This is a genomic window from Streptomyces sp. YJ-C3 (assembly GCF_053891275.1).
This window is the reverse complement of the sequence record NZ_CM132685.1, coordinates 7,951,119-7,972,604: the sequence shown is the minus strand read 5'-3', so window position 1 is coordinate 7,972,604 and position 21,486 is coordinate 7,951,119. Positions and strand designations below refer to the sequence as shown.

At 70.4% G+C, this 21,486-nt stretch carries 18 protein-coding genes and 1 tRNA gene; 13 read left to right on the top strand and 6 right to left on the bottom strand.

The annotated features are described in order from the left end of the window. Nucleotides 1-339: 339 nt before the first annotated feature. The 9 genes from ACVHNB_RS36000 to ACVHNB_RS35960 all read left to right on the top strand — a co-directional run bounded on the left by ACVHNB_RS36000 (nt 340) and on the right by ACVHNB_RS35960 (nt 11,229). Nucleotides 340-1,236 carry an FAD binding domain-containing protein gene (locus ACVHNB_RS36000; protein WP_428954374.1) on the top strand — a complete coding sequence of 299 codons (897 nt, stop codon included), beginning with the start codon at nt 340-342 and terminating at the stop codon, nt 1,234-1,236. After that, nucleotides 1,233-2,603: a 2Fe-2S iron-sulfur cluster-binding protein gene (locus tag ACVHNB_RS35995; RefSeq protein WP_456226784.1), complete on the top strand. Its 1,371-nt coding sequence runs from the start codon at nt 1,233-1,235 to the stop codon at nt 2,601-2,603. The genes ACVHNB_RS36000 and ACVHNB_RS35995 overlap by 4 nt, the downstream gene beginning before the upstream one ends. Next, nucleotides 2,600-4,927, top strand: a complete 2,328-nt coding sequence (locus tag ACVHNB_RS35990) for a xanthine dehydrogenase family protein molybdopterin-binding subunit (RefSeq protein WP_456226783.1) — start codon at nt 2,600-2,602, stop codon at nt 4,925-4,927. The genes ACVHNB_RS35995 and ACVHNB_RS35990 overlap by 4 nt, the downstream gene beginning before the upstream one ends. Before the next feature lie 240 nt (nt 4,928-5,167). Next, nucleotides 5,168-5,701 (top strand): hypothetical protein, encoded by a 534-nt coding sequence (locus tag ACVHNB_RS35985; RefSeq protein WP_456226782.1) that lies wholly within the window; start codon nt 5,168-5,170, stop codon nt 5,699-5,701. Continuing rightward, entirely contained in the window at nt 5,701-7,347 is a 1,647-nt protein-coding gene (locus ACVHNB_RS35980) for a hypothetical protein (RefSeq protein WP_456226781.1), read from the top strand. Before ACVHNB_RS35985 ends, ACVHNB_RS35980 begins: the two co-directional genes overlap by 1 nt. Before the next feature lie 3 nt (nt 7,348-7,350). Continuing rightward, on the top strand, nt 7,351-8,748 hold the full coding sequence (gene mycP / locus ACVHNB_RS35975) for a type VII secretion-associated serine protease mycosin (RefSeq protein WP_456226780.1): 1,398 nt from the start codon (nt 7,351-7,353) through the stop codon (nt 8,746-8,748). Nucleotides 8,749-9,118: 370 nt separating this feature from the next. Next, a complete protein-coding gene (locus ACVHNB_RS35970) occupies nt 9,119-9,745 on the top strand; it encodes a hypothetical protein (protein ID WP_456226779.1) in 627 nt (208 codons plus the stop codon). A gap of 26 nt (nt 9,746-9,771) precedes the next feature. Then, nucleotides 9,772-10,314, top strand: a complete 543-nt coding sequence (locus tag ACVHNB_RS35965; protein ID WP_456226778.1) for a hypothetical protein — start codon at nt 9,772-9,774, stop codon at nt 10,312-10,314. Between the two features lie 759 nt (nt 10,315-11,073). Further along, a complete protein-coding gene (locus tag ACVHNB_RS35960; RefSeq protein ID WP_428954384.1) occupies nt 11,074-11,229 on the top strand; it encodes a hypothetical protein in 156 nt (51 codons plus the stop codon). Nucleotides 11,230-11,327: 98 nt separating this feature from the next. Here ACVHNB_RS35960 and ACVHNB_RS35955 read toward each other — a convergent pair. Further along, nucleotides 11,328-11,399, bottom strand: a tRNA-Cys gene (locus tag ACVHNB_RS35955). Between the two features lie 227 nt (nt 11,400-11,626). On the opposite strand from ACVHNB_RS35955, the gene ACVHNB_RS35950 reads away from it, so the two are divergent. The 4 genes from ACVHNB_RS35950 to ACVHNB_RS35935 all read left to right on the top strand — a co-directional run bounded on the left by ACVHNB_RS35950 (nt 11,627) and on the right by ACVHNB_RS35935 (nt 17,218). Further along, on the top strand, nt 11,627-13,105 hold the full coding sequence (locus tag ACVHNB_RS35950) for an MFS transporter (RefSeq protein WP_456226777.1): 1,479 nt from the start codon (nt 11,627-11,629) through the stop codon (nt 13,103-13,105). Nucleotides 13,106-13,455: 350 nt separating this feature from the next. After that, nucleotides 13,456-15,249 carry a DEAD/DEAH box helicase gene (locus ACVHNB_RS35945; RefSeq protein ID WP_428954386.1) on the top strand — a complete coding sequence of 598 codons (1,794 nt, stop codon included), beginning with the start codon at nt 13,456-13,458 and terminating at the stop codon, nt 15,247-15,249. 290 nt (nt 15,250-15,539) lie between these two features. Next, nucleotides 15,540-16,181 (top strand): IclR family transcriptional regulator, encoded by a 642-nt coding sequence (locus ACVHNB_RS35940; RefSeq protein WP_428954387.1) that lies wholly within the window; start codon nt 15,540-15,542, stop codon nt 16,179-16,181. Nucleotides 16,182-16,426: 245 nt separating this feature from the next. Beyond that, the gene (locus ACVHNB_RS35935) at nt 16,427-17,218 is read left to right on the top strand and encodes a S16 family serine protease (protein WP_456226776.1); all 792 of its coding nucleotides are present in this window, start codon (nt 16,427-16,429) and stop codon (nt 17,216-17,218) included. Between the two features lie 21 nt (nt 17,219-17,239). Here the strand turns inward: ACVHNB_RS35935 and ACVHNB_RS35930 are convergent, their stop codons facing one another. From ACVHNB_RS35930 to ACVHNB_RS35910, 5 genes are read right to left on the bottom strand one after another with little or no spacing between them, the layout of a single operon-like run. Beyond that, nucleotides 17,240-18,208: a glycine betaine ABC transporter substrate-binding protein gene (locus tag ACVHNB_RS35930; protein WP_428954389.1), complete on the bottom strand. Its 969-nt coding sequence runs from the start codon at nt 18,206-18,208 to the stop codon at nt 17,240-17,242. Then, on the bottom strand, nt 18,205-19,071 hold the full coding sequence (locus tag ACVHNB_RS35925; RefSeq protein ID WP_428954390.1) for an ABC transporter permease: 867 nt from the start codon (nt 19,069-19,071) through the stop codon (nt 18,205-18,207). Before ACVHNB_RS35925 ends, ACVHNB_RS35930 begins: the two co-directional genes overlap by 4 nt. After that, nucleotides 19,068-20,327 (bottom strand): betaine/proline/choline family ABC transporter ATP-binding protein, encoded by a 1,260-nt coding sequence (locus ACVHNB_RS35920; RefSeq protein WP_428954391.1) that lies wholly within the window; start codon nt 20,325-20,327, stop codon nt 19,068-19,070. Before ACVHNB_RS35920 ends, ACVHNB_RS35925 begins: the two co-directional genes overlap by 4 nt. Beyond that, nucleotides 20,320-20,967 carry an ABC transporter permease gene (locus ACVHNB_RS35915; protein ID WP_428954392.1) on the bottom strand — a complete coding sequence of 216 codons (648 nt, stop codon included), beginning with the start codon at nt 20,965-20,967 and terminating at the stop codon, nt 20,320-20,322. Before ACVHNB_RS35915 ends, ACVHNB_RS35920 begins: the two co-directional genes overlap by 8 nt. Nucleotides 20,968-21,001: 34 nt before the next feature. After that, on the bottom strand, nt 21,002-21,472 hold the full coding sequence (locus tag ACVHNB_RS35910) for an Lrp/AsnC family transcriptional regulator (protein ID WP_428957648.1): 471 nt from the start codon (nt 21,470-21,472) through the stop codon (nt 21,002-21,004). Nucleotides 21,473-21,486 lie beyond the last annotated feature (14 nt).

Below are 21,486 nucleotides of genomic sequence, written 5' to 3'. Positions count from 1 at the left end.
CGCCCCGCGTGTCCCGGGGGCGCGGCCGGCCCGGCCGTGCTTCCGGGAGCCGTGAGCGGCCCTTACGTCACCTCATACGTCACCGAAGAGTGTCAATTCGCTCTCGACGGCGATCAGCTGTCATATCGGTCATCTCCCAGGTGGAAGGGGCGAATGCCTCCTACCGGACCCCCTCTCCGGGCGCCGGTGAAGATGTGCCAGAGTTGCCACGTCCGGCCGGTCAGCACGTACCGTACGGCGGAACAGGCGTAACGGCGGGTACGGCGGTCGCACGACAGTTCACGCGGCGATCACCGAGCCACCGGGCGCACGGCCGGACATCGGGAAGGGGCAGCCGGTTTGACCACGCACGCACCGCAGGCGACACAGGCCGCGGTACTTCCGGGTTCGCTGGACGAGGCGGTCGCGGCGCTCGCGGCCATGCCCGCCGCCGTGCCCGTGGCCGGCGGCACCGATCTCATGGCCCAGGTCAACGCGGGTCAACTCCGCCCCGCGGCCCTCGTCGGCCTCGGCCGGATCAGCGAGATCCGCGGCTGGCAGTACCAGGACGGGCACGCGCTGCTCGGCGCCGGCCTCACCCACGCCCGCATGGGCCGCCCCGACTTCGCCGCCCTCATCCCGGCCCTGGCCGCCTCCGCGCGCGCCGCGGGCCCGCCCCAGATCCGCAACGCCGGCACCCTCGGCGGCAACATCGCCTCGGCCGCCCCGACCAACGACACGCTGCCCGTGCTGGCCGCCCTGGAGGCCACGCTGATCATCGCGGGGCCGCAGGGCGCGCGCCGCGAGGTCCCCGTGTCCCATCTGCTGGCCGGAATGGAGATGCTGCGCCCGGGCGAGCTGATCGGCTTCGTCCGGGTTCCGCTGCTGCACGCCCCGCAGGTCTTCCTGAAGGCGACGGGCCGCACCGGACCCGGCCGGGCCACCGCGTCCGTCGCGCTGGTCCTCGACCCCGCCCGGCGCGGGGTGCGCTGCGCCGTCGGGGCCATCGCGCCGATGCCGCTGCGCCCGCTGGAGGCCGAGCAGTGGGTGGCCTCGCTCATCGACTGGGACGGCGACCGCGGTGCGCTCGTGCCCGAGGCCGTGCAGGCGTTCGGCGAGTACGTCGCCGCGGCCTGCATCCCCGACCCGGCCCCGGCCCCGGACGGCACGCAGGAGACGCTGCCGCCCGCCGTACTGCATCTGCGGCGCACCGTCGCCGCGCTGGCCCGACGTGCACTTGGGAGGGCGCTGTCGTGACGAACGAGTACAACGGTCCCGATGCGGGCGCCGCGCCCGACCCGGACGGCTGGCAGCCGCTGCCCCAGGGCGACTACGACTCCGACGCCACGGCCTTCGTGCAACTGCCCCCCGACGGTTTCCCGGACGCCGCCCCGCTGGCCGCCCCGGGCCACGGGTACGTGCCGCCGCAGATAACGGTGAGCCCGGCCACGGGCGCCGCCGCGACCGACCCGGCGGCGACCGGCGTGTGGGTGCTGCCGCCGGAGCTGACCGGAGCGGGCGGCGCCGACCCGGCGGGACAGCAGACCGGCTGGCCCACGGCGACCCGGGAACCGGAGCCCGCCCCGGAGCCGTACAGCGCCGCGCAGGGTGACACGGGGCAATGGTCGATCCCGGTCGCGGACGGCGAACTGCCCGATGAATCGGGGGAGTTCACCACCTCCTCGCTGGCCGCCCAGTGGGGCGACCGCACGCCTCCCGCGACGCTTCCCGGCGGCGCGCCCGCGCCCTGGGCGTCCGAGCCGTGGGCACAGCCGGCCGAGGCGCCCGAGCCGGAGCCGCAGCCCGAGCCCGTACAGCAGCCCGAGCCCGAGCCCGTACAGCAGGCGGAGCCGGAACCGGAACCGGTCGAGGCGCCCGTCGAGCCGACGGCACCGGAGCCGGAGCCGGAGGCCGACATCGAGGCGGTCGTCGAAGCGGAAGCGGAGCCTGAAGCGGCACCGGATCAGGTTCTGGAAACAGAGCCGGAGCCGGAGCCGGAGTCGCGGGAGGGCGACGCCTCCCCGGCCTCCGCCCCGCTCCACGACGACCACCCCGTGACCAGCTACGTCCTGCGGGTCAACGGCACCGACCGCCCCGTCACCGACGCCTGGATCGGCGAGTCGCTCCTGTACGTGCTGCGCGAGCGCCTCGGCCTCGCGGGCGCCAAGGACGGCTGCTCGCAGGGCGAGTGCGGCGCGTGCAACGTCCAGGTGGACGGCCGCCTCGTCGCCTCCTGCCTGGTGCCCGCGGCGACCACCGCCGGCAGCGAGGTCCGCACCGTCGAGGGCCTCGCGGACGACGGACAGGCCTCCGACGTGCAGCGCGCGCTGGCCGCCTGCGGCGCCGTCCAGTGCGGGTTCTGCGTCCCCGGCATGGCGATGACGGTCCACGACCTGCTCGAGGGCAACCCGAACCCCACCGACCTCGAGACCCGCCAGGCCCTCTGCGGCAACCTGTGCCGCTGCTCCGGCTACCGCGGCGTACTCGACGCCGTGCGCCAGGTCGCCGACGAGCGGCAGGCATCCGCGGAGGCGGCGGAGAGCACCGCCGAGGACGAGCCCCGCATCCCGCGCCAGGGGGGCCCGGCCACCAGTGAGGACTTCCAGGACGGAGGCCGGGCGTGACCAACGAGACGACGGAGGTCCCCGCGACCCCCGAGACGGAAGAGATCCCGCACGGCCTCGGCACGACCCTGCCCTCCGTGGAGGCGCGCGCCAAGGCCGAGGGCACCTTCCCCTACGCCTCCGACCTGTGGGCCGAGGGACTCCTGTGGGCGGCGATCCTGCGCTCCCCGCACGCGCACGCACGCGTGGTCTCCATCGACACCACCCACGCGCGCGAGATGCCCGGCGTCCGCGCCGTCGTCACGCACGAGGACGTCCCCGGCGGCCCGCTGCCCGGCCACCGCACGGCCGACCGCCCGGTGTTCGCCTCCGACGTCGTACGCCACCACGGCGAGCCGCTCGCGGCGGTGGCCGCCGACCACCCGGACACGGCGCGCATGGCGGCCGCGGCGATCATCGTCGAGTACGAGGTCCTGGACCCGGTCACGGACCCGGAGCAGTCCTTCGCGGCCGAACCCCTGCACCCCGACGGCAACCTGGTCCGCCACATCCCGCTCAGCCACGGCGACCTCGACGCGACGGGCGAGGTGATCGTCGAGGGCCTCTACCGCATCGGCCGCCAGGACCCGGCGCCCATCGGCGCGGAAGCCGGTCTGGCGGTGCCCCGCCCCGACGGCGGCGTGGAGCTGTACATCGCCTCGACCGACCCGCACGGCGACCGCGACGTGGCGGCGGCCCGCTACGGCCTGGAGCCGGAGCGCGTGAAGGTCGTGGTCACGGGCGTCGCGGGCGCGACGGCCGACCGCGAGGACCCGAGCTTCCACCTCCCCCTCGGCCTGCTGGCGCTGAGCACGGGCTGCCCGGTCAAGCTGACGGCGACCCGTGAGGAATCCTTCCTGGGCCACCCGCACCGCCACCCGACCCTGCTGCGCTACCGCCACCACGCGGACGCCGAGGGCAAGTTGGTGAAGGTGGAGGCGCAGATCCTCCTCGACGCGGGTGCCTACGCGGACACGTCCTCGGACGCTCTCGCGGCAGCGGTCGCCTTCGCCTGCGGCCCCTATGTCGTCCCCCACGCCTCGATCGAGGGCTGGGCGGTGCGCACGAACAACCCGCCCTCCGGTCACGTACGCGGAGAGGGCGCACTCCAGGTCTGCGCGGCCTACGAGGCCCAGATGGACAAGCTGGCGAAGAAGCTGGGCGTGGACCCGGCGGAGCTGCGCATGCGCAACGTCCTCGCGACCGGCGACGTGCTCCCCACCGGCCAGACGGTGACCTGCCCGGCCCCGGTCGCCGAACTCCTCGACGCCGTACGTGACTTCCCGCTCCCGGCGCTCCCCAAGGACACCCCGGAGGAGGACTGGCTGCTGCCCGGCGGCCCCGAGGGCGCGGGCGAGCCCGGCGCGGTCCGCCGCGGCGTCGGCTACGGCATCGGCATGGTGCACATGCTGGGCGCCGAGGGCACCGACGAGGTCTCGACGGCCACGGTCAAGGTCCAGGGCGGCGTGGCCACGGTCATCTGCGCGGCGGTCGAGACGGGCCAGGGCTTCACCACCCTCGCCCGCCAGATCGTCCAGGAGACGCTGGGTATCGACGAGGTCCACGTGGCCCCGGTCGACACGGACCAGCCGCCGGCCGGGCCGGGCTGCCGAGGCCGTCACACCTGGGTGTCGGGCGGCGCGGTCGAGCGGGCGGCGAAGATGGTCCGCACGCAGTTGTTGCAGCCCTTGGCCCACAAGTTCGGCATGTCCACGGAGCTGCTGCAGATCGCCGACGGCAAGATCACGTCGTACGACGGTGTCCTCTCCACGACGGTCGAAGAGGCCATGGACGGAAAGGAGTTGTGGGCGACGGCCCAGTGCCGCCCGCACCCGACGGAGCCCCTGGACGCCGCAGGCCAGGGCGACGCGTTCGTGGGCCTGGCCTTCTGCGCGATCCGCGCCGTCGTGGACGTCGACATCGAGATCGGCTCGGTGCGGGTGGTGGAACTGGCGGTGGCCCAGGACGTCGGACGGGTCCTGAACCCGGGGCAGTTGGCGGCCCGTATCGAGGCGGGCGTCACGCAGGGAGTGGGCGCGGCCCTCACGGAGAACCTCCGGACGCCCAAGGGCGTCGTCCGGCGCCCTGACCTCACCGGCTACGCACTTCCCACCTCACTGGACGCCCCCGACATCCGGATCGTGAAGCTGGTGGAGGAACGCGACGTCGTGGCCCCGTTCGGCGCGAAGGCGGCGAGCGCGGTACCGGTGGTGGCGTCCCCGGCGGCCGTCGCCTCGGCGGTACGGGCGGCCACGGGGCGCCCCGTGAACCGTTTGCCCATCCGGCCGCAGGCGGCGGTGGTAGCGGAGCCGGTCGCGTCCGGCGCGGCGGAGTCAACTGCCTGACGGCGCCAATCCGTTGTTGCCCGCCTCTGCCTCTGCCCCTGCCCCTGCCCCTGCGCGGCGCAACCGTTCCGAACTGTGACGTGCCGTGGCGTTCCGTGACGTGATGTGAGTTGCTTCGGTCATGTGGTGCCTGTGAACTGTCAGTGTGCGTGGCTAGAGTTGTGACCGGACTTCGGCTCCGCGTCGACTGCGCGGGGCCCGAGGCACGGGGACTTACGGGGGAACGGGAGGGCGTACGCGATGGCGGACGACAAGGGTGGCGGCTCGGGCGGGCTCGGCGGCTGGGCGTTCAGCGTGGTCGAGGCGGCGAAGGACGCGGCCGGGGACATCGTCACGGAGCTGGAGTCGTTCACGAAGTTCCAGCAGCGGGTGGATCAGCTGATCAAGGACTTGAGGGAGTCTCAGGCCGGCCCCAAGAAGGTGGGCCAAGAGGCCCTGGAGCGGGTGAAGTTCGGCGGCGGCCACAAGGGCTGGCACGAGGCCGACGGCATGTTCACCCAGTACGACACCGTGATCGCGGACCTGGAAAGCCTTTCGCAGCTCCTGTCGGACTCGATAGAGGCGATGGGCATCGCGGTCCTGGCTTCGCACAAGGGATACGAGAACGTCGACATGGACGTGCGTCGGCGGATGGTGGCGATCAGTTCGGAGACCAAGCGCCACTACGGCGGGGACTACGTGCCGGAGGATCCCAAGGGCGGGACGGGCGACGCCGGCGGCACGAATGCGCCCACTGGGGCCCGCCCTGACGGCGGAGAGGAGACGAGTCTCTGATGGCCGGACAGAAGAAGACGTCCTTCGACGGCATGACGCACGAGCAGATGCTGGCGTGGCTCGACAACGCCGACGCGGACACGGTGCAGGCGGCGGCCGACAAGCTTGCCGCTGCGGCCAAGGAAATCCACAGCATCGCCGATGAGCTCAAAGTCCGCCCGCAGTGGGTGAAGTGGAAGGGCGAGGGCGCCGACTCCTTCCGCCAGTGGGCAGGCAAGCTGGCCAACGCCACGGTGGCGTTGGGCGACTACAGCCAGGACTCGTCGAAGTGGCTCGGCCACGCGGCTGTGGCGATCGGCAAGGCGAAGACGTCGGTTCCGCGCGACAAGAACGTCGACGCCAACATTGATGCAGCCCGCTCCGCGCACAACGACCCGGACGCCCAGTCGGTCCTGTCGAAGAACATGGCGGTCCGGCAGCAGACCGCCGACGAGATGGTGAAGCTGGGGCAGGCGTACTCGCTCTCCTCTTCGCAGATGGCTGCGGCGAGGAAGCCGGATCTGCTGAAGTTTCCACCGCCTCCTGTTGATATCCAGGACCCGAACGGCAGAGATGTCTACGACAGTGAAGACCTGGGCACCGGCCCCAGCGGTGGGACGGGCAGGACCTCGATCGGCGGGGTCGGCTCAGGACGAGTGACCGTTCCCGAAGGCGCCGCCACGGGGAGGGGGAGCTCACCTTCTGGCGGCGAGGCAGTGCGACCGCCTGTCGCCGAGCACACGGGCACCGTCACCCCTGTCGTTCCGGAGGCACCGGCCCGGATGGAGGTCGACTCGGTCGACGTGCTTCCGCACAGTCCTCAGGCGCAGAGCCCGGTGACTCCACCGGGCGTCACGGGCACGACCGGTCCCGGCGGAGTCCAGCCCTCGCCCCCCGGACTGATTCCGCCTGCCTACGGCATTACGGGCGGCACCCCGCCAAGCGCCCGCGGCCTGGGCACATCTCCTGGTGGACGGTCGACACCGACACCTCTCGGCGGTGGCGGGACAGGTCGGCCTGGCTCCTCGACGCCCAACGTGGTCGGCCGCCCGACCAACAGCTCTCCGTCTGCCCAAGGAACCACGGGCACGGGCCGGACAGCAGGCTCGTCGACGGGACGAGGTCCGGCACAGAACGGTGTCACAGGAGGCCGCCCTCAACCGGCGACGGGGAAGCCCACGTCCGGCGTGCCGCGCGGCACTGTCATGGGAGCCGAAGGATCCGGTAACGCGAGGGGTACGTCGGGCACCAGAGGCCCGTCGGGCTCGGCTCAGGGCGGGATCACCGGTAGGCCGACCGCGACGGGTTCTCCCACGCGCGGAGGCACCTCGGGTCGTACTTCTGGCGGTGCCGCCGGTGAGAAGGGCGTCGTGGGCGGCAGGCCGAGCCAGCAACAGAGAGCGAACACACGATCCTTCAGCCAAGGCGGCTCAGGGCTCGTCCGTTCCCAGGGCGCGGCCGGTGGTCCGGGCGAAGATCGGCACGGCACAGGTGCGGCAGGACGTGGTGGTGCGGCGCCCACTGGTGCGCGTCCCGGTTCGCGCAAGGACGACGAGCAGAGCGAGCGACCGGACTACGTCACTGAGGACGAGGCCACGTGGCAGCCGGACGCGCATCGTAATGTGCCCCCTGTTGTCGCTGACGAGACCAAGAACGACGAGAGGTAGCCCATGCCCGCCAACAGCATCCGCCGTAGAAGTCTCGGCATCGCGGCCTCGGCAACTCTCGGATTGCTGTTGGCGGGCACATCGGTGCCCGCTTACGCGGAGTCGTTCCGTGCTCAGCAATGGCATCTGGACGCCATGAAGGCAGACCAGATGTGGAAGACGAGTACGGGCAAGGGCATCACGGTCGCCGTGATCGACACCGGTGTCGACGCGGACCATCCGGATCTGCAGGGACAGGTGTTGCCGGGGGAGGACCTCTCCACAGGTCTGACCGGCGACGAGCACACGGATTACGACGGCCACGGCACCGGTATCGCGGGCATGATCGCGGGAACCGGTGCCGGCAACGGCGGCCAGGGCGCCTTCGGGCTGTCCCCGGGCGCGAAGGTGCTTCCGGTTCGCCTGCCCAATGCGGAGAAGGCCAACAATCAGGCATCGGCGGATGCCCAGTTGTTCAAGGCGATGGCCGCAGGCATCAGATTCGCGGCGGATCATGATGCGAAGGTCATCAACATCTCCCAGGCGGCGCCGAAGGGCACTCCGGAACTGACGACAGCCGTGAAGTACGCCTTGGAAAAGGGATCGCTGATCTTTGCCGGGGTGGGTAACGACGGCAACACGACCAACCTCGTGCAGTATCCGGCCGCGACCCCTGGCGTCGTCGGCGTGGCCGCCGTGGACACGAACGGCCGTCGCACGACGGAATCCGAGTACGGTCCGCAGGTCGACATCGCAGCCCCGGGCAAGGACATCGTCCACGCCTGCGGCGGTAAGACGGGCTACTGCAAGAGCCACGGCACCAGTGATGCCAGCGCCCTGGCCTCGGCGAGCGCGGCCCTGATCTGGTCCAAGCACCCGAACTGGACCAACAACCAGGTCCTCAAGGTCATCCTCAACACCATCGGCGGCGTCAAGGACGACGGGGGAAAGCGCAGCGACTACCTCGGCTACGGAGCCGTCCGCCCCCGCATCGCCCTGACCGACCCCGGCGACCCGGGCCCGGCCGACAAGTTCCCGATGGCGGATTATCCGGCCGCCGCCACGTCGCCCTCTTCGGGAGCTTCGAAGGACACGGGTGCCCAGACCTCGGATGGCGACCAGGCCGCGGACAGCGCAGCGAAGTCCGACGACAACAATGCCGGGCTGTGGATCGGCGTGGGCGTTGCCGTCGTCGTGGTGATCGGCGCCGCTGTCGCGTTCGGCCTGACGCGGCGGCGTCGCCGCGACGCTCAGCAGCTTCCTCCGCCGGCCGCGCCGATGCAGCCCTATCCGGGAGGCCCGCCCGGTACGCCGTACGGCACTCAACAGCCCTACGGAAATCAGCAGTTCACGGGGCAGCAGCCGTATGGCTCGCCGACGCCGGGCAGCAATCCCGACCACAATCCCTACCACGGCTCCTGATCCCGGCCTCTATGGTGCCGCTATGCCTCAGGCGGTCGCCGCACAAGGGTGTATCGACAGCAGCCGTACAACGGTCGGCAGGTCGTCAACTTTGAGTTGAATTAGTCGACTTCTCGCGGAAGGCGTGGAGCGCCCGGTTCTGCGGCCCGCGAAGGTGTGCAAACCGTGCGGGCTTTTCCTTGCTCCGACACTGAACAGTTGCAGTTGCTAGCGTGCATGGAGCGAATCCAGTCAGAGGTAGCCATACGGGGAGAGTTGTCGGCCATGGCATGGGATGAGTGGGAAGAGCTCAAGGGAAAGCACGCTTCAACCGGAATGCAGCTGAATGGCATCCCGGCGGACGAGACGACCACGACGACGACCGGTCGCGGTGGGGCAGAACCCTGAAGGGTACGCGGCCATTGAGGTGGGGCAGAAGGACTACATGTCGCGGTTGATGGAGTACCACCTCAACCCGGAGCTACCGGAGGATATGCGGTACTCCGATGATCCCGAGACGACGATCAAGGCGATCGGCCAGAGTTCGGGACAGGTATCCGGGGTCCTTGGGCTCGGTCGGCAGGAGGAACTGGCCGGCCCTTCTTCGGTGGAGGACGAGGATTACGGCAAGTCCATGGCCCAGTACAAGAACCTTATCTCGGGAACCGCCGGCACGATTACGGGCGTCGGCACTTCATTCATCGCGACTCCCTGGGCCGGAGCGCTGGTTGGGGGAGCGGTCGGCACGGTAACTGGTAGCGTCCTTGAAGGTGTATTCGCCGATGCGGAGGGACATGCACTGGCTGATTCGGCGGATGAGAGGGGAGACCTCTGGCAGGTCGGGCGGGAAGAGAACAACACCAGGACTAGCCAGGCGGCTCGGCTTGCTGCCGAGAAGTACGGAGATGTCGACGCCAGCGACGCGGCTGGTTGGGCACGCGCGGCAGCTGACCAGGGATTCATCAACGCTCGACCCGTGCTGGACGGGCAGGCCCCCGGCAGCATGACAACCGAGTGACCACGAGCCGGCAAAGGAAGCCCTCGATGTTTCTGGATACTTTTTCCCGACCACGATTCCTGGCGATTTCCGCCGCTGTGGGCTGCCTGGCGTTCACGCTTTCAGGATGCTCTGGCGAAGAACCCAAGCGTGAATATTCAACTCCCAGTTCATTGTGCGGCACCAAGATCGAGGCCAATCTCCTTGAAGAGTTCCTTCCCGCGGGTGAGAAGCTGACGGCAAGGGGAAGGCGAGTGGGGCCTGATACGACACACTGTGATGTGCGTGTCGACTCCAAAACAATTCTTGTCACAACGCAGACCTGGTGGGAATCCGGGTCCACCGTTGCGCGGTTTGCAATGGGGCAGACCCTTGACGACCCAGATAAATCATCAGGGGCTGGATCCTATCTCTACTCGGGGTATCAAGCGTTTGGCAAGGTCACGGGCTGCGTGAACCCTGACCATGAGGATCAAGAGCTGTACACCGGGCTGCAGGCAACCGGTTCCAAGCATCGCGATGCTGATTCCATGCTGCAGATGATCAAGTCCTACACGAAAGATGTGCGGGGCTCGCAGCAATGTCAATAGGGTCTTTGGGTTGACGGTAGACCGATGCTTCGGGCCGGGACGTTGAACGACGTTTCGGCCCGTTCTCATCGGCTCCCTCCGACGACAACAACGGAAGAAACATGTGCGGGATGGCGCACAACAGGAGTCGTCTGAGCCCTGTCGCACTCGGGGCAGCACTACTGGTCGAAGCGCGAATATGCGATCCCGAGCAGCCTGTGCGGCACGAAAGTCTCAAGCGCGTTGCTGGAGCCGCTGCTGTCGCCAGGGAAGAAGGTATCTGCGCAACCTACCTCTGCCGTTGGCGCTGAACGCTGTCGGCTCCAGGCCGACGGTGAAGTGGTGTTCTCGAGCAGTGTGGAGACGCGGGCCGGGGACGTCTCGGCCAGGGACGTGGCTGAGTCCGCCATCGGTGTCGAACCCACGGATTCCGCGACGAGTAACGGCCGGTTCCTCTATGCCAAGACCGGTGCGGTCGGCCGTGTGCAGTGTCCTTCTTCTGCGAAGTCGGATCGGTCATTGTGGGTGACAGTGCGGACGATACACACGACAACGGCCAAGGACATGCTCGCCTTCACCCAGGACTACGCGACGGGCGCTGCCGATACGCATTCCTGCGCTGAGCTGTGATGTTCTCCTCGCGTCGACTGCTCGTATCGCTTTTTGCTTTGGCCGACTGCACATGTCCGGCCGCCTCGCGTGGCTCGGTCGGGGCGGCCGAAGGGTGGGTTTGGGGGAGTCGTACCGTGGTTGTGCCATGTGTCGGAGAGGAGCGGTGTCGTGGATGAACCCCTGCCGCGCGGGCGGGAGGAGTCCCCGCCGCGCGCCTACGAACCCGCGCCCTCGGCCCGCAAGCTGTTGCTCTTCGTGCTCGTGTTCGTCGGCTTCGCCGTGGTGGTCGTCGGTGGAGGCGTCATTCTGACCGCCGGCGGGTGAGGGCCGGTCGGCCGCTGGTCGGGGACGACGAAGGGCGCCCCGCCGAAGCGGGGCGCCCCTTCACGGACGCGCAGCTCAGCGCCGTTGAGCTGCGTGAGAGGCCGTGACCGGAATCGAACCGGTGTGCTTCGCTTTGCAGGCGAATCCCTAAACCACTCGGGCACACGGCCAAACCCCGAATCCCCGAAGTTCGGAAGAACTCCCCCGTCGGGATCCGGTGCTTCGACCGTAGGCGCCCGGCCGAGGGCCGTTCAAGGCTCCGGCCCGGCCCGCAACGCGACTGCCATACGCCGTTCATGATCCGGCGCGGTGCCCTGCGGGGCGTACGACCAAGGGACCAGCTCATCCCCGCCTCCGGACAGGGGTCAGAGCGTTCCATGCCCCTTACTGTGACCGCATGGCCGCCCTCGAAGACGACGTAGACGAAGTAGATGAAGTGCAAGGCGACAGCGCCGTTGCCCCTGCACCGATCCTCTCCACCTCTGAGACCGAAGGCGTCCTGGGGCGTACCTATCGCGCCCTCAGCATCGGCATCGTCACCGTCGTTCTCCTCATCGCCTTCGAGGCGACCGCCGTCGGGACCGCGATGCCCGTCGCCGCGCGGGAGCTGGACGGGGTGGCGCTGTACGCCTTCGCGTTCTCCGGGTACTTCACCACCAGCCTCTTCGGCATGGTGCTCGCCGGGCAGTGGGCCGACCGGAGCGGGCCGCTGGGCCCGGTCACGGCCGGGATCGGGACCTTCGCCGCGGGGCTCGTGCTCGCCGGGACCGCCGGTGGCATGTGGCTGTTCGTCGCCGGGCGGGCCGTGCAGGGGCTGGGCGGCGGGCTGGTGATCGTGGCGCTGTACGTCGTCGTCAGCCGGGCCTACCCGGCGCGGCTGCGGCCCGCGATCATGGCGGCGTTCGCGGCGAGCTGGGTCGTACCCTCCGTCGTCGGGCCGCTGGCCGCCGGTGCCGTCACCGAGCAGCTCGGGTGGCGGTGGGTGTTCCTCGGGATTCCGGTGCTGGTCGTCCTGCCCCTCGCGCTCGCGCTGCCGCAGATCCGGCGGCGGGCCGGCGGTCCGGCCGAGGGCGCGGTCGCCGGGGCGTTCGACCGGCGGCGGATCCGGCTCGCGTTCGGGATCTCCGCGGGGGCCGGGCTGCTCCAGTACGCCGCCCAGGACCTGCGGGTCCTCTCCCTGCTGCCCGGCGTCGCCGGCGCCGCACTCCTCGTGCCGTCCGTGCTCGGGCTGCTGCCGCGCGGCACGTACCGGGCCGTGCGCGGGCTGCCGTCGGTGGTGCTGCTGCGCGGGATCGCGGCGGGGGCCTTCATCGCGGCGGAGTCGTTCGTGCCGCTGATGCTGGTCACCCAGCGGGGGCTGTCGCCGACGCTCGCCGGGTTCTCGCTGGCGGCGGGCGGCGCCACCTGGGCCCTGGGGTCCTGGGTGCAGTCGCGGCCCCGGCTCGAGCCCTACCGGGAGCGGCTCGTCGCCGGCGGCATGGTGCTCGTCGCCGCCGCCATCGCCGCCGCCCCGAGCGTCCTGATCCATGCCGTGCCGGTGTGGACCGTGGCCGTGGCGTGGGGGTTCGGCTGCCTGGGGATGGGGCTGGTCATCTCGTCGACCAGCGTGATGCTGCTCCAGCTGTCCGCGCCGGAGGAGGCCGGGGCGAACTCCGCCGCCCTCCAGATCTCCGACGGCCTGTCGAACGTCGTACTTCTCGCCGCCGGTGGCGCCGCCTTCGCCGCGCTCGGCGGGGGAGCGGTCGGAGCGGCCGGGCACGGGGTGACCGAAGGCGTGGGCGGCTCCCACCCGGCCGCCTTCCTCGCCGTGTTCCTCCCGATGGCGGCCGTCGCGCTCGCCGGGGCGTGGGTGGGGACGCGGCTGCGGGAGCGGTGACCCTGGCGGCGGCCGGCTTCGGGTGGTGGCGGGGCCCGGCGGCGCACGTGGTGGTCCTGGCCGGACTTCGGCCCGCGCCGGGCCCCGACACGGCAGCGTCGCCTCCCGACCGACCGCCCGACCGCACGCAGCCCCACGGAACCATCACCGCCCCGCGCCTCACCAAGATCCAGGCCCCCGCCCCGGTGACGTAATCGCGACTCCCCGTGAACTCAGGCCAGTTGATCTGTGACGCGCGTCCCAACCCTCCCTCGCTCGGCCTCGTCCACCGCGATCGTCAACTTCGTCACCGGTAGGGTGGCCCGGTTGTCATACGTAGCCGTGCCGTCGACCTCAAGTAACCGGAGACCGTGACTACCACCGCCGCCTCCTCGTCCCATCACCTCTCGCCCGCCTTCCCCGGCCGCGCCCCCTGGGGCACCGCCAACAAGCTGCGCGCCTGGCAGCAGGGGGCGATGGACAGGTACATCCAGGAGCAGCCGCGCGACTTCCTCGCGGTCGCCACCCCGGGAGCCGGAAAGACCACGTTCGCGCTGACGCTCGCGTCATGGCTGCTGCACCATCACGTCGTGCAGCAGGTGACCGTGGTCGCGCCGACCGAGCACCTGAAGAAGCAGTGGGCCGAAGCGGCCGCCCGGATAGGGATCAAGCTGGACCCGGAGTACAGCGCGGGCCCGCTCAGCAAGGAGTACCAGGGCGTCGCCGTGACGTACGCGGGTGTGGGCGTGCGGCCGATGCTGCACCGCAACCGCAGCGAGCAGCGCAAGACCCTCGTCATCCTCGACGAGATCCACCACGCCGGTGACAGCAAGTCGTGGGGTGAGGCGTGCCTGGAGGCGTTCGAGCCCGCCACCCGGCGGCTCGCCCTCACCGGTACGCCGTTCCGGTCCGACACGAACCCCATCCCCTTCGTCCAGTACGAGGAGGGGAACGACGGCATCCGGCGCTCGTCCGCCGACTACACGTACGGCTACGGCAGCGCGCTCGGCGACGGCGTCGTGCGGCCCGTCATCTTCCTCTCCTACAGCGGCAACATGCGCTGGCGCACGAAGGCCGGTGACGAGATCGCGGCGCGGCTCGGTGAGCCGATGACCAAGGACGCCGTCAGCCAGGCCTGGCGCACCGCCCTCGACCCGCGCGGCGAGTGGATGCCCAGCGTGCTGCGGGCCGCCGACGCCCGGCTCACCGAGGTCCGCAAGGGCATTCCGGACGCGGGTGCCCTCGTCATCGCCTCCGACCAGGACTCGGCACGCGCGTACGCGAAGCTGATCCGGGAGATCACCGGGACCAAGGCGACCGTCGTGCTCTCCGACGACACCGGCGCCTCGAAGCGGATCGACGACTTCGCGGCGAGCGAGGACCGCTGGATGGTCGCCGTGCGCATGGTGTCCGAGGGCGTCGACGTGCCGCGCCTCGCGGTCGGGGTGTACGCCACCACCATCTCCACCCCGCTCTTCTTCGCGCAGGCCGTGGGCCGTTTCGTGCGTTCGCGCAGGCGTGGCGAGACCGCGTCCGTCTTCCTGCCCACCGTCCCCGACCTGCTCGGCTTCGCCAACGAGATGGAGGTCGAGCGCGACCACGTGCTCGACAAGCCGAAGAAGGACGGGGAGGAGGACCCCTACGCCGAGTCCGAGAAGGAGATGGAGGAGGCGAACAAGGAGCAGGACGAGGACACCGGCGAGCAGGAGCAGTTCTCCTTCGAGGCGCTGGAGTCCGAGGCCGTCTTCGACCGGGTCCTCTACGACGGCGCCGAGTTCGGCATGCAGGCCCACCCGGGCAGCGAGGAGGAGCAGGACTACCTCGGGATTCCCGGGCTCCTCGAACCCGACCAGGTGCAGATGCTGCTGCAGAAGCGGCAGGCCCGGCAGATCGCGCACAGCAAGAAGAAGCCGGACACCGAGGCCGATCTGCTCGAACTGCCCGCCGAGCGGCGGCCCGTGGTCTCCCACAAGGAGATGATGGAGCTGCGCAAGCAGCTCAACACGATCGTCGGCGCGTACGTCCATCAGAGCGGCAAGCCGCACGGTGTGATCCACACCGAGCTGCGGCGGGTGTGCGGCGGACCGCCGAGCGCCGAGGCCACCGCCGGCCAGCTGCGGCAGCGCATCGCCAAGGTCCAGGAGTGGGCGACGCGGATGAAGTGACCCCCGGCCGCACATCCGGACCGGGGCAATCACCCACAAGTCAGGCTCCGCGGTGCCCGGATTCTGGACGGAGTCTTCCGCTCAGCGGGACGACCTCGCTACATTCCCGGCAACGCACACGCCCCGTGGCAGCGCCGCCGCGGAGCGCAGCCGGTACGTACCGAAGACAGTCGTATGCAGCCCAGCGCCTGATCACCGACCGGCGGCTCTGACGCGCGTCGCCCCACGGGACAGGCGGCGCAACCGCCGCGTAGGAGACCGCCGACCCTCACCACTAAGGAGTGGGCGTCGTGACCGCGGAGACCTCCCAGACGCTCGACCGGGGACTGCGCGTCCTCAAACTGCTCGCCGACACCGACCACGGACTGACCGTGACCGAGCTGTCCAACAAGCTCGGCGTCAACCGGACCGTCGTCTACCGTCTGCTCGCCACCCTGGAACAGCACGCCCTCGTCCGCCGTGACCTGGGCGGCCGCGCCCGGGTCGGCCTCGGCGTGCTGCGCCTGGGCCGGCAGGTCCATCCGCTGGTGCGCGAGGCCGCGCTGCCGGCGTTGCGCTCGCTGGCCGAGGACATCGGCGCCACCGCGCATCTGACGCTGGTGGACGGATCCGAGGCGCTGGCCGTGGCCGTCGTCGAGCCGACCTGGACCGACTATCACGTGGCCTACCGGACCGGGTTCCGGCATCCGCTGGACAAGGGCGCCGCGGGCCGCGCCATCCTCGCCTCCCGGCAGGGCACCCTGCCCGAACCCGGCTACACCCTCACCCACGGCGAACTGGAGGCGGGCGCGAGCGGGGCCGCGGCGCCGCTGCTCGGGGTGACCGGGCTCGAGGGCAGCGTCGGGGTCGTGATGCTGGCGGATGCGGTGCCGGAGCGGGTGGGGCCGCGGGTGATGGACGCGGCGCGGGAGGTCGCCGACGCGCTGCGCTGACCGCGCGGGGGCGGGGTGGGGTGCGGCGGGGTCGTGGCCTGCGCCTCTTCGCCGTGGTCGGGTGCGTCTCGTTGGCGGCCTCGGCTTTCGTCGTGGCGGGTCGCGCAGTTCCCCGCGCCCCTGGAGGCATGCGGCTTCGCCGCGCCTCCCTCAGGGGCGCGGGGAACTGCGCGAGAAGCCCCACCGGGCCGCACCCGGCGACAGCCGCCCCGCGCCTCACGACCCCGCCGCGTTAGATTGGGCCCGTGCTCAACCGCCTCAGCCCCCCTGCTGCCCTCGCCCTGTGCGCGCTGCCCGTCGTCGCGCTGCTCGCGGTGGCCGGCCTGGCCCCGCTGCCGTTCTCGGTGGCGCAGCCGGGTCCCACCACGAACGTGCTCGGGGACTCGGACGGCAAGCCCGTCATCGAGATCACCGGCGCGCCCACCCGCGACACGAAGGGCCAGCTGCGCGCGGTGACCATCGTGGCGACCGGGCCCGACGCCACCGTGCACCTCGGCGACGTGATCGACGGCTGGTTCGCGGAGGACCGCGCGATCATGCCGCGTGACTCCGTCTATCCGTCGGGGGGCTCCACCAAGGAGATCGAGCAGCACAACGCGGACGAGATGAAGGGCTCCCAGGACGCCGCCACCGAGGCCGCGCTGTCCTACCTCGGAGACGACTCCGACAAGGTCAGGGTCACCCTGCAGCTCGGCGACGTCGGCGGGCCCAGCGCGGGCCTGCTCTTCTCGCTCGGCATCGTCGACATGCTCGACGGCGACGGCAGCGGCGGCGAGCTGACCGGCGGGAAGTCCATCGCGGGCACCGGCACCATCGACGCGGACGGCAAGGTCGGCGCGGTCGGGGGAGTGTCCCTGAAGGTGCAGGCCGCCGACCGGGACGGCGCCACCGTCTTCCTCGTACCGAAGGCGGAGTGCTCGGACGCCAAGGCGTCGGCGCCGAAGTCGATGCGGCTGATCCCGGTGACCACGCTCAAGGGCGCGGTCACCGATCTGACGCACCTGGAGAAAGGGTCCGGCAGCGTTCCCGCGTGCTGAGCCGCGGGCCCGTCAGGCCCGTCACTCCTTGACGAAGCCCTCCTTCACCATCCAGTCCTTCGCCACGTCGTGCGGGTCCTGCCCGTCGACGTCGACCTTGGCGTTGAGCTCCTGCGCGACGTCGTTGTTGAGCTTCTTCGTGATGGGGTCGATGACCTCGGCCATCTTCGGGTACTTCTTCAGCGACTTGGTGTTGATCTCGGGCGCCGCGTTGTAGTTCGGGAAGAACTTCCGGTCGTCCGCCATCACCTTGAGGTTCATCGCCTTGATGCGGCCGTCGGTCGTGTACACCTCGCCGAAGGTGCAACTGCCCTTGGCCGCCTGGGTGTAGATGATGCCGCTGTCCATCTGCGTGATGTTCGCGGCGGGGATATTCATCCCGTACGCCTTCTCCATGCCGGGCAGCCCGTCCGCGCGGTTGGCGAACTCGCTCTCCACGCACAGTGTGACGGCCTTCGGGTTCGACTTGGCCAGCTCGGCGACCTCGGAGAGCGTCTTCGTGCCGTACTTCTTGAAGTTGGCCTCGTTCATGGCCAGCGCATAGGTGTTGTTCAGCGCGGACGGCGGCAGCCAGGTGATGCCGTTCTTCAGGTCGGCGTCGTGCACCGCCTGCCACTGCTTCTGCGGGTCGGGAATCGGGTCGGAGTTGCCGAGGTACGTGATCCAGGCCGTGCCCGTGTACTCGTACATGGCGTCCGCGTCACCGGACTTGATGGCCTCGCGGGCGCCGATGGAGCCCTGGATGCCGGTCCGGTCCAGGACGTCCGCGCCGGCCGCCTTGAACGCGATGCCCATGATCGCGCCGAGGATCAGCTGCTCGGTGAACTCCTTCGACGTGACCGTGATGTCCGCGCCCTCGAGCGGCTCGCCCTGCCCGATCGAGCCGGGCCGCACCGTGTCGACCAGCGGGCTGCCGCTGGTGAGTCCGCAGCCCGCGAGCAGCGCGAGCCCGCTCGCCGCCGCCGCTGCCACGCGCATCCGGTACTTCATGAGCGCACCTCCAACCCGCGCGGCCGCAACAGGAGTTCGGCCAGTGAGGCCAGCCAGTCGACGAGCAGCGCGAGCGCGATGGTCAGGATCGAGCCGAGCATCAGGACCGGCATGCGCTGGTTGGTGATCCCGGTGGTGATCAGGACGCCGAGCCCGCCACCGCCGCCGAACGTGGCGAGCGTCGCGGTGCCGACGTTGAGGACGAGCGCGGTACGGACACCGGCGAGGATCAGCGGGACGGCGAGGGGGAGTTCGACCTTGGCGAGCACGCCCAGCGGCGACATGCCGATGCCGCGCGCGGCTTCCAGGAGCGTCGGGTCGTTGGCCTTCAGCCCGGCGATCGTGTTGGAGAGCACCGGCAGGATCGCGTAGATGATGATGCCGATCAGAGCGGTCTTCTCGCCGATGCCGAGCCAGATGACGAGCAGCGCGAGCAGACCGATGGCGGGCGTCGCCTGACCCATGTTGGCCAGCGCCAGGGCGAACGGGGTCGCCTTGCGGAACGCCTTGCGGGTCAGCAGGATCCCCAGCGGGATCGCGATGATCAGCACGAAGAACGTCGAGATCACCGTCAGGCTGATGTGCTGGCGCAGCGCCTTCCACACCTGCCCGCCGGACAGCGCGTTCTCGGAGATCGAGTCGAGGTCGGCGTTGCGGAACCACAGCCAGGTGACCAGCAGGACCACCACGAGCACCACCGGCAGGAACGTCAGCTTCTGCCAGGTGATGCGGCGCGGCTCCTTCGCCGGGGAGGCCGACGGCGGTGCCTCCTGCTCGCCCTCGCCCTCGTCGCGGAACGCGAGGCCCTTGACCTCGTGCTCGCCGTCGGGGCGCTCGCCGCCCTTCTTCAGGGGACTGCTCACGCCTTCGCCTCCCCGTCGCCGGCCTGCGCGCCCTCCTGCTCCAGTTCCGTCTGGTGGGCGCGCTGCTCCTGCAGCTCGTGCTGGTGCTCGACCGCTTCGAGCCGGTCGGCCTCCAGGAGCTCGTGCACGGAGTTCATCAGGGTCTCCATGTCGACGACGCCCTCGTACTCGCCGCGCCGCCCGGTCACCGCGACACGGCCCGCGTTGTCGGTGAGGACCGCTTCGAGCGCGTCGCGCAGGGTCGCGTCCCAGGTCACGGTGTCGTGGACCAGGGTGCCGGCGCGGGCCAGCGAGCCCTTGGCGCGCATCAGGTCGCCGCGCCGCAGCCACTTGTAGGGGCGGCCGCGCCTGTCGAGCAGCAGGAGCTCGTTCGTCCCGGCCGCGCGCAGCTTGTTGAAGATGTCCTGCAGCGGGTCGTCGACGCCCACCGTCGGATAGTCGGTGACCTCCACGTCGCGTACGCGGGTGAGGTTGAGGCGCTTGAGGGCCGCGCCCGCGCCGACGAAGCCGGACACGAAGTCGTCCGCGGGGTTGGTGAGGATCGCCTCGGGGGTGTCGAACTGCGCGATGTGCGAGCGCTCCCGCAGCACCGCGATCCGGTCGCCGAGCTTGATGGCCTCGTCGAAGTCGTGCGTGACGAAGACGATCGTCTTGTGCAGCTCGTGCTGGAGCCGGATCAGCTCGTCCTGGAGGTGGTCGCGGGTGATCGGGTCGACCGCGCCGAACGGCTCGTCCATCAGCAGCACGGGCGGGTCGGCGGCGAGCGCCCGGGCCACGCCGACGCGCTGCTGCTGGCCGCCGGAGAGCTGGCGCGGGTAGCGGCCGTGGAACTCGCCCGGGTCGAGCCCGACGAGGTCCAGCATCTCCTCCACCCGTGACTTGATCCTCGACTTGGACCAGCCGACCATCTTCGGCACGAGCGCGATGTTCTGGGCGACCGTCATGTGCGGGAAGAGCCCGGAGGACTGGATCGCGTAGCCGACCTTGCGGCGCAGCTTCACCGGGTCCATGTCGGTGACGTCCTCGCCGCCGATGCGGATGCGGCCGCCGGTCGGCTCGATGAGCCGGTTGATCATCTTCAGGGTCGTCGACTTCCCGCAGCCCGACGGGCCCACGAAAATGATCAGCTCGCCCGCTTTGATCTCCATGTTGACGCTGTCCACGGCCGGGTCGGACGAGCCCGGGTAGCGCTTGGTGAGGTTCTCCAGCTCGATGCTGGCCCCGGACGCCTGCGTCTCGGATGCGGGTTCAGACACGGATCCCCCTCGGGATGGTCAGCCGTCCGATGAGGACGTACGCGGCGTCGAAGAGCAGGGCGAGAACGATGATGCCGAGCGTGCCGGCGAGCACCTGGTTGAGCGCGTTGGCGCTGCCCAGCGAGGCGATGCCGCGGAAGATCTCGTTGCCGAGGCCGGGCCCGGAGGCGTACGCGGCGATGGCGGCGATGCCCATCAGCATCTGCGTGGAGACCCGGATCCCGGTGAGGATCGGCGGCCACGCCAGCGGCAGCTCCACCTTGAACAGCCGGGCCGCCCGCGACATCCCGATGCCCTTCGCCGCGTCGATCAGCGCGGGGTCCACACCGCGCAGGCCCACGATCGCGTTCCGCACGATCGGCAGCAGCCCGTACAGGGTCAGCGAGATGACGGTCGGCGCGACACCGAGCCCCACGACCGGGATCAGCAGACCGATCATGGCGAGCGACGGGATGGTGAGGATGGTGGAGGTGGCGGTGGTCGCCAGGTTCCCGGCCCAGTCGCTGCGGTAGGTGACGACGGCGATGACGATGCCGATGAGGGTGGCGACGACCATGCACTGGAAGACGGCGCTCGCGTGCTGGTAGGCGTCGACGAGCAGCTGCTGGTGGCGCGCGCCCAGGTAGTCCCAGAAGTTCATCGCACCTCACTTCCGGGCGGTGCTCACCTGGTCGTCAGGAATCTCCCGACGCCTGTTCCACCAGCGGGATGATCCGCAGCGGAACGGGATTTTCCATGACGATCGCCGTGGAAGCCCGGACGATGCCATCAAAACCGACAACCAGGTCGATCACACGTTGAAGATCCGCGTTCGAGCGGGCCACGAGCCGGCACAGCATGTCCCCGCCGCCGGTCGTCGTGTGCAGCTCCAGGACCTCGGGCACGCCGTCCAAATGGGCTCTGACGTCGGCTCCTTGCCCCTGCCGGATCTCCAGCGTGGCGAACGCCGTGACCGGGTAGCCCAGCGCCGCCGGGTCCACCTGGGGGCCGAAGCCGCGGATGACTCCGTTCGAGGTAAGCCGGTCCAGGCGGGCCTGCACGGTGCCGCGCGCGACGCCGAGCCGGCGCGACATCTCCAGGACCCCGATCCGCGGCTCCCGCGCGAGCAGCACGATCAGCCGCCCGTCCAGATGATCGATCGCCATGCGCCCCTCCGGGA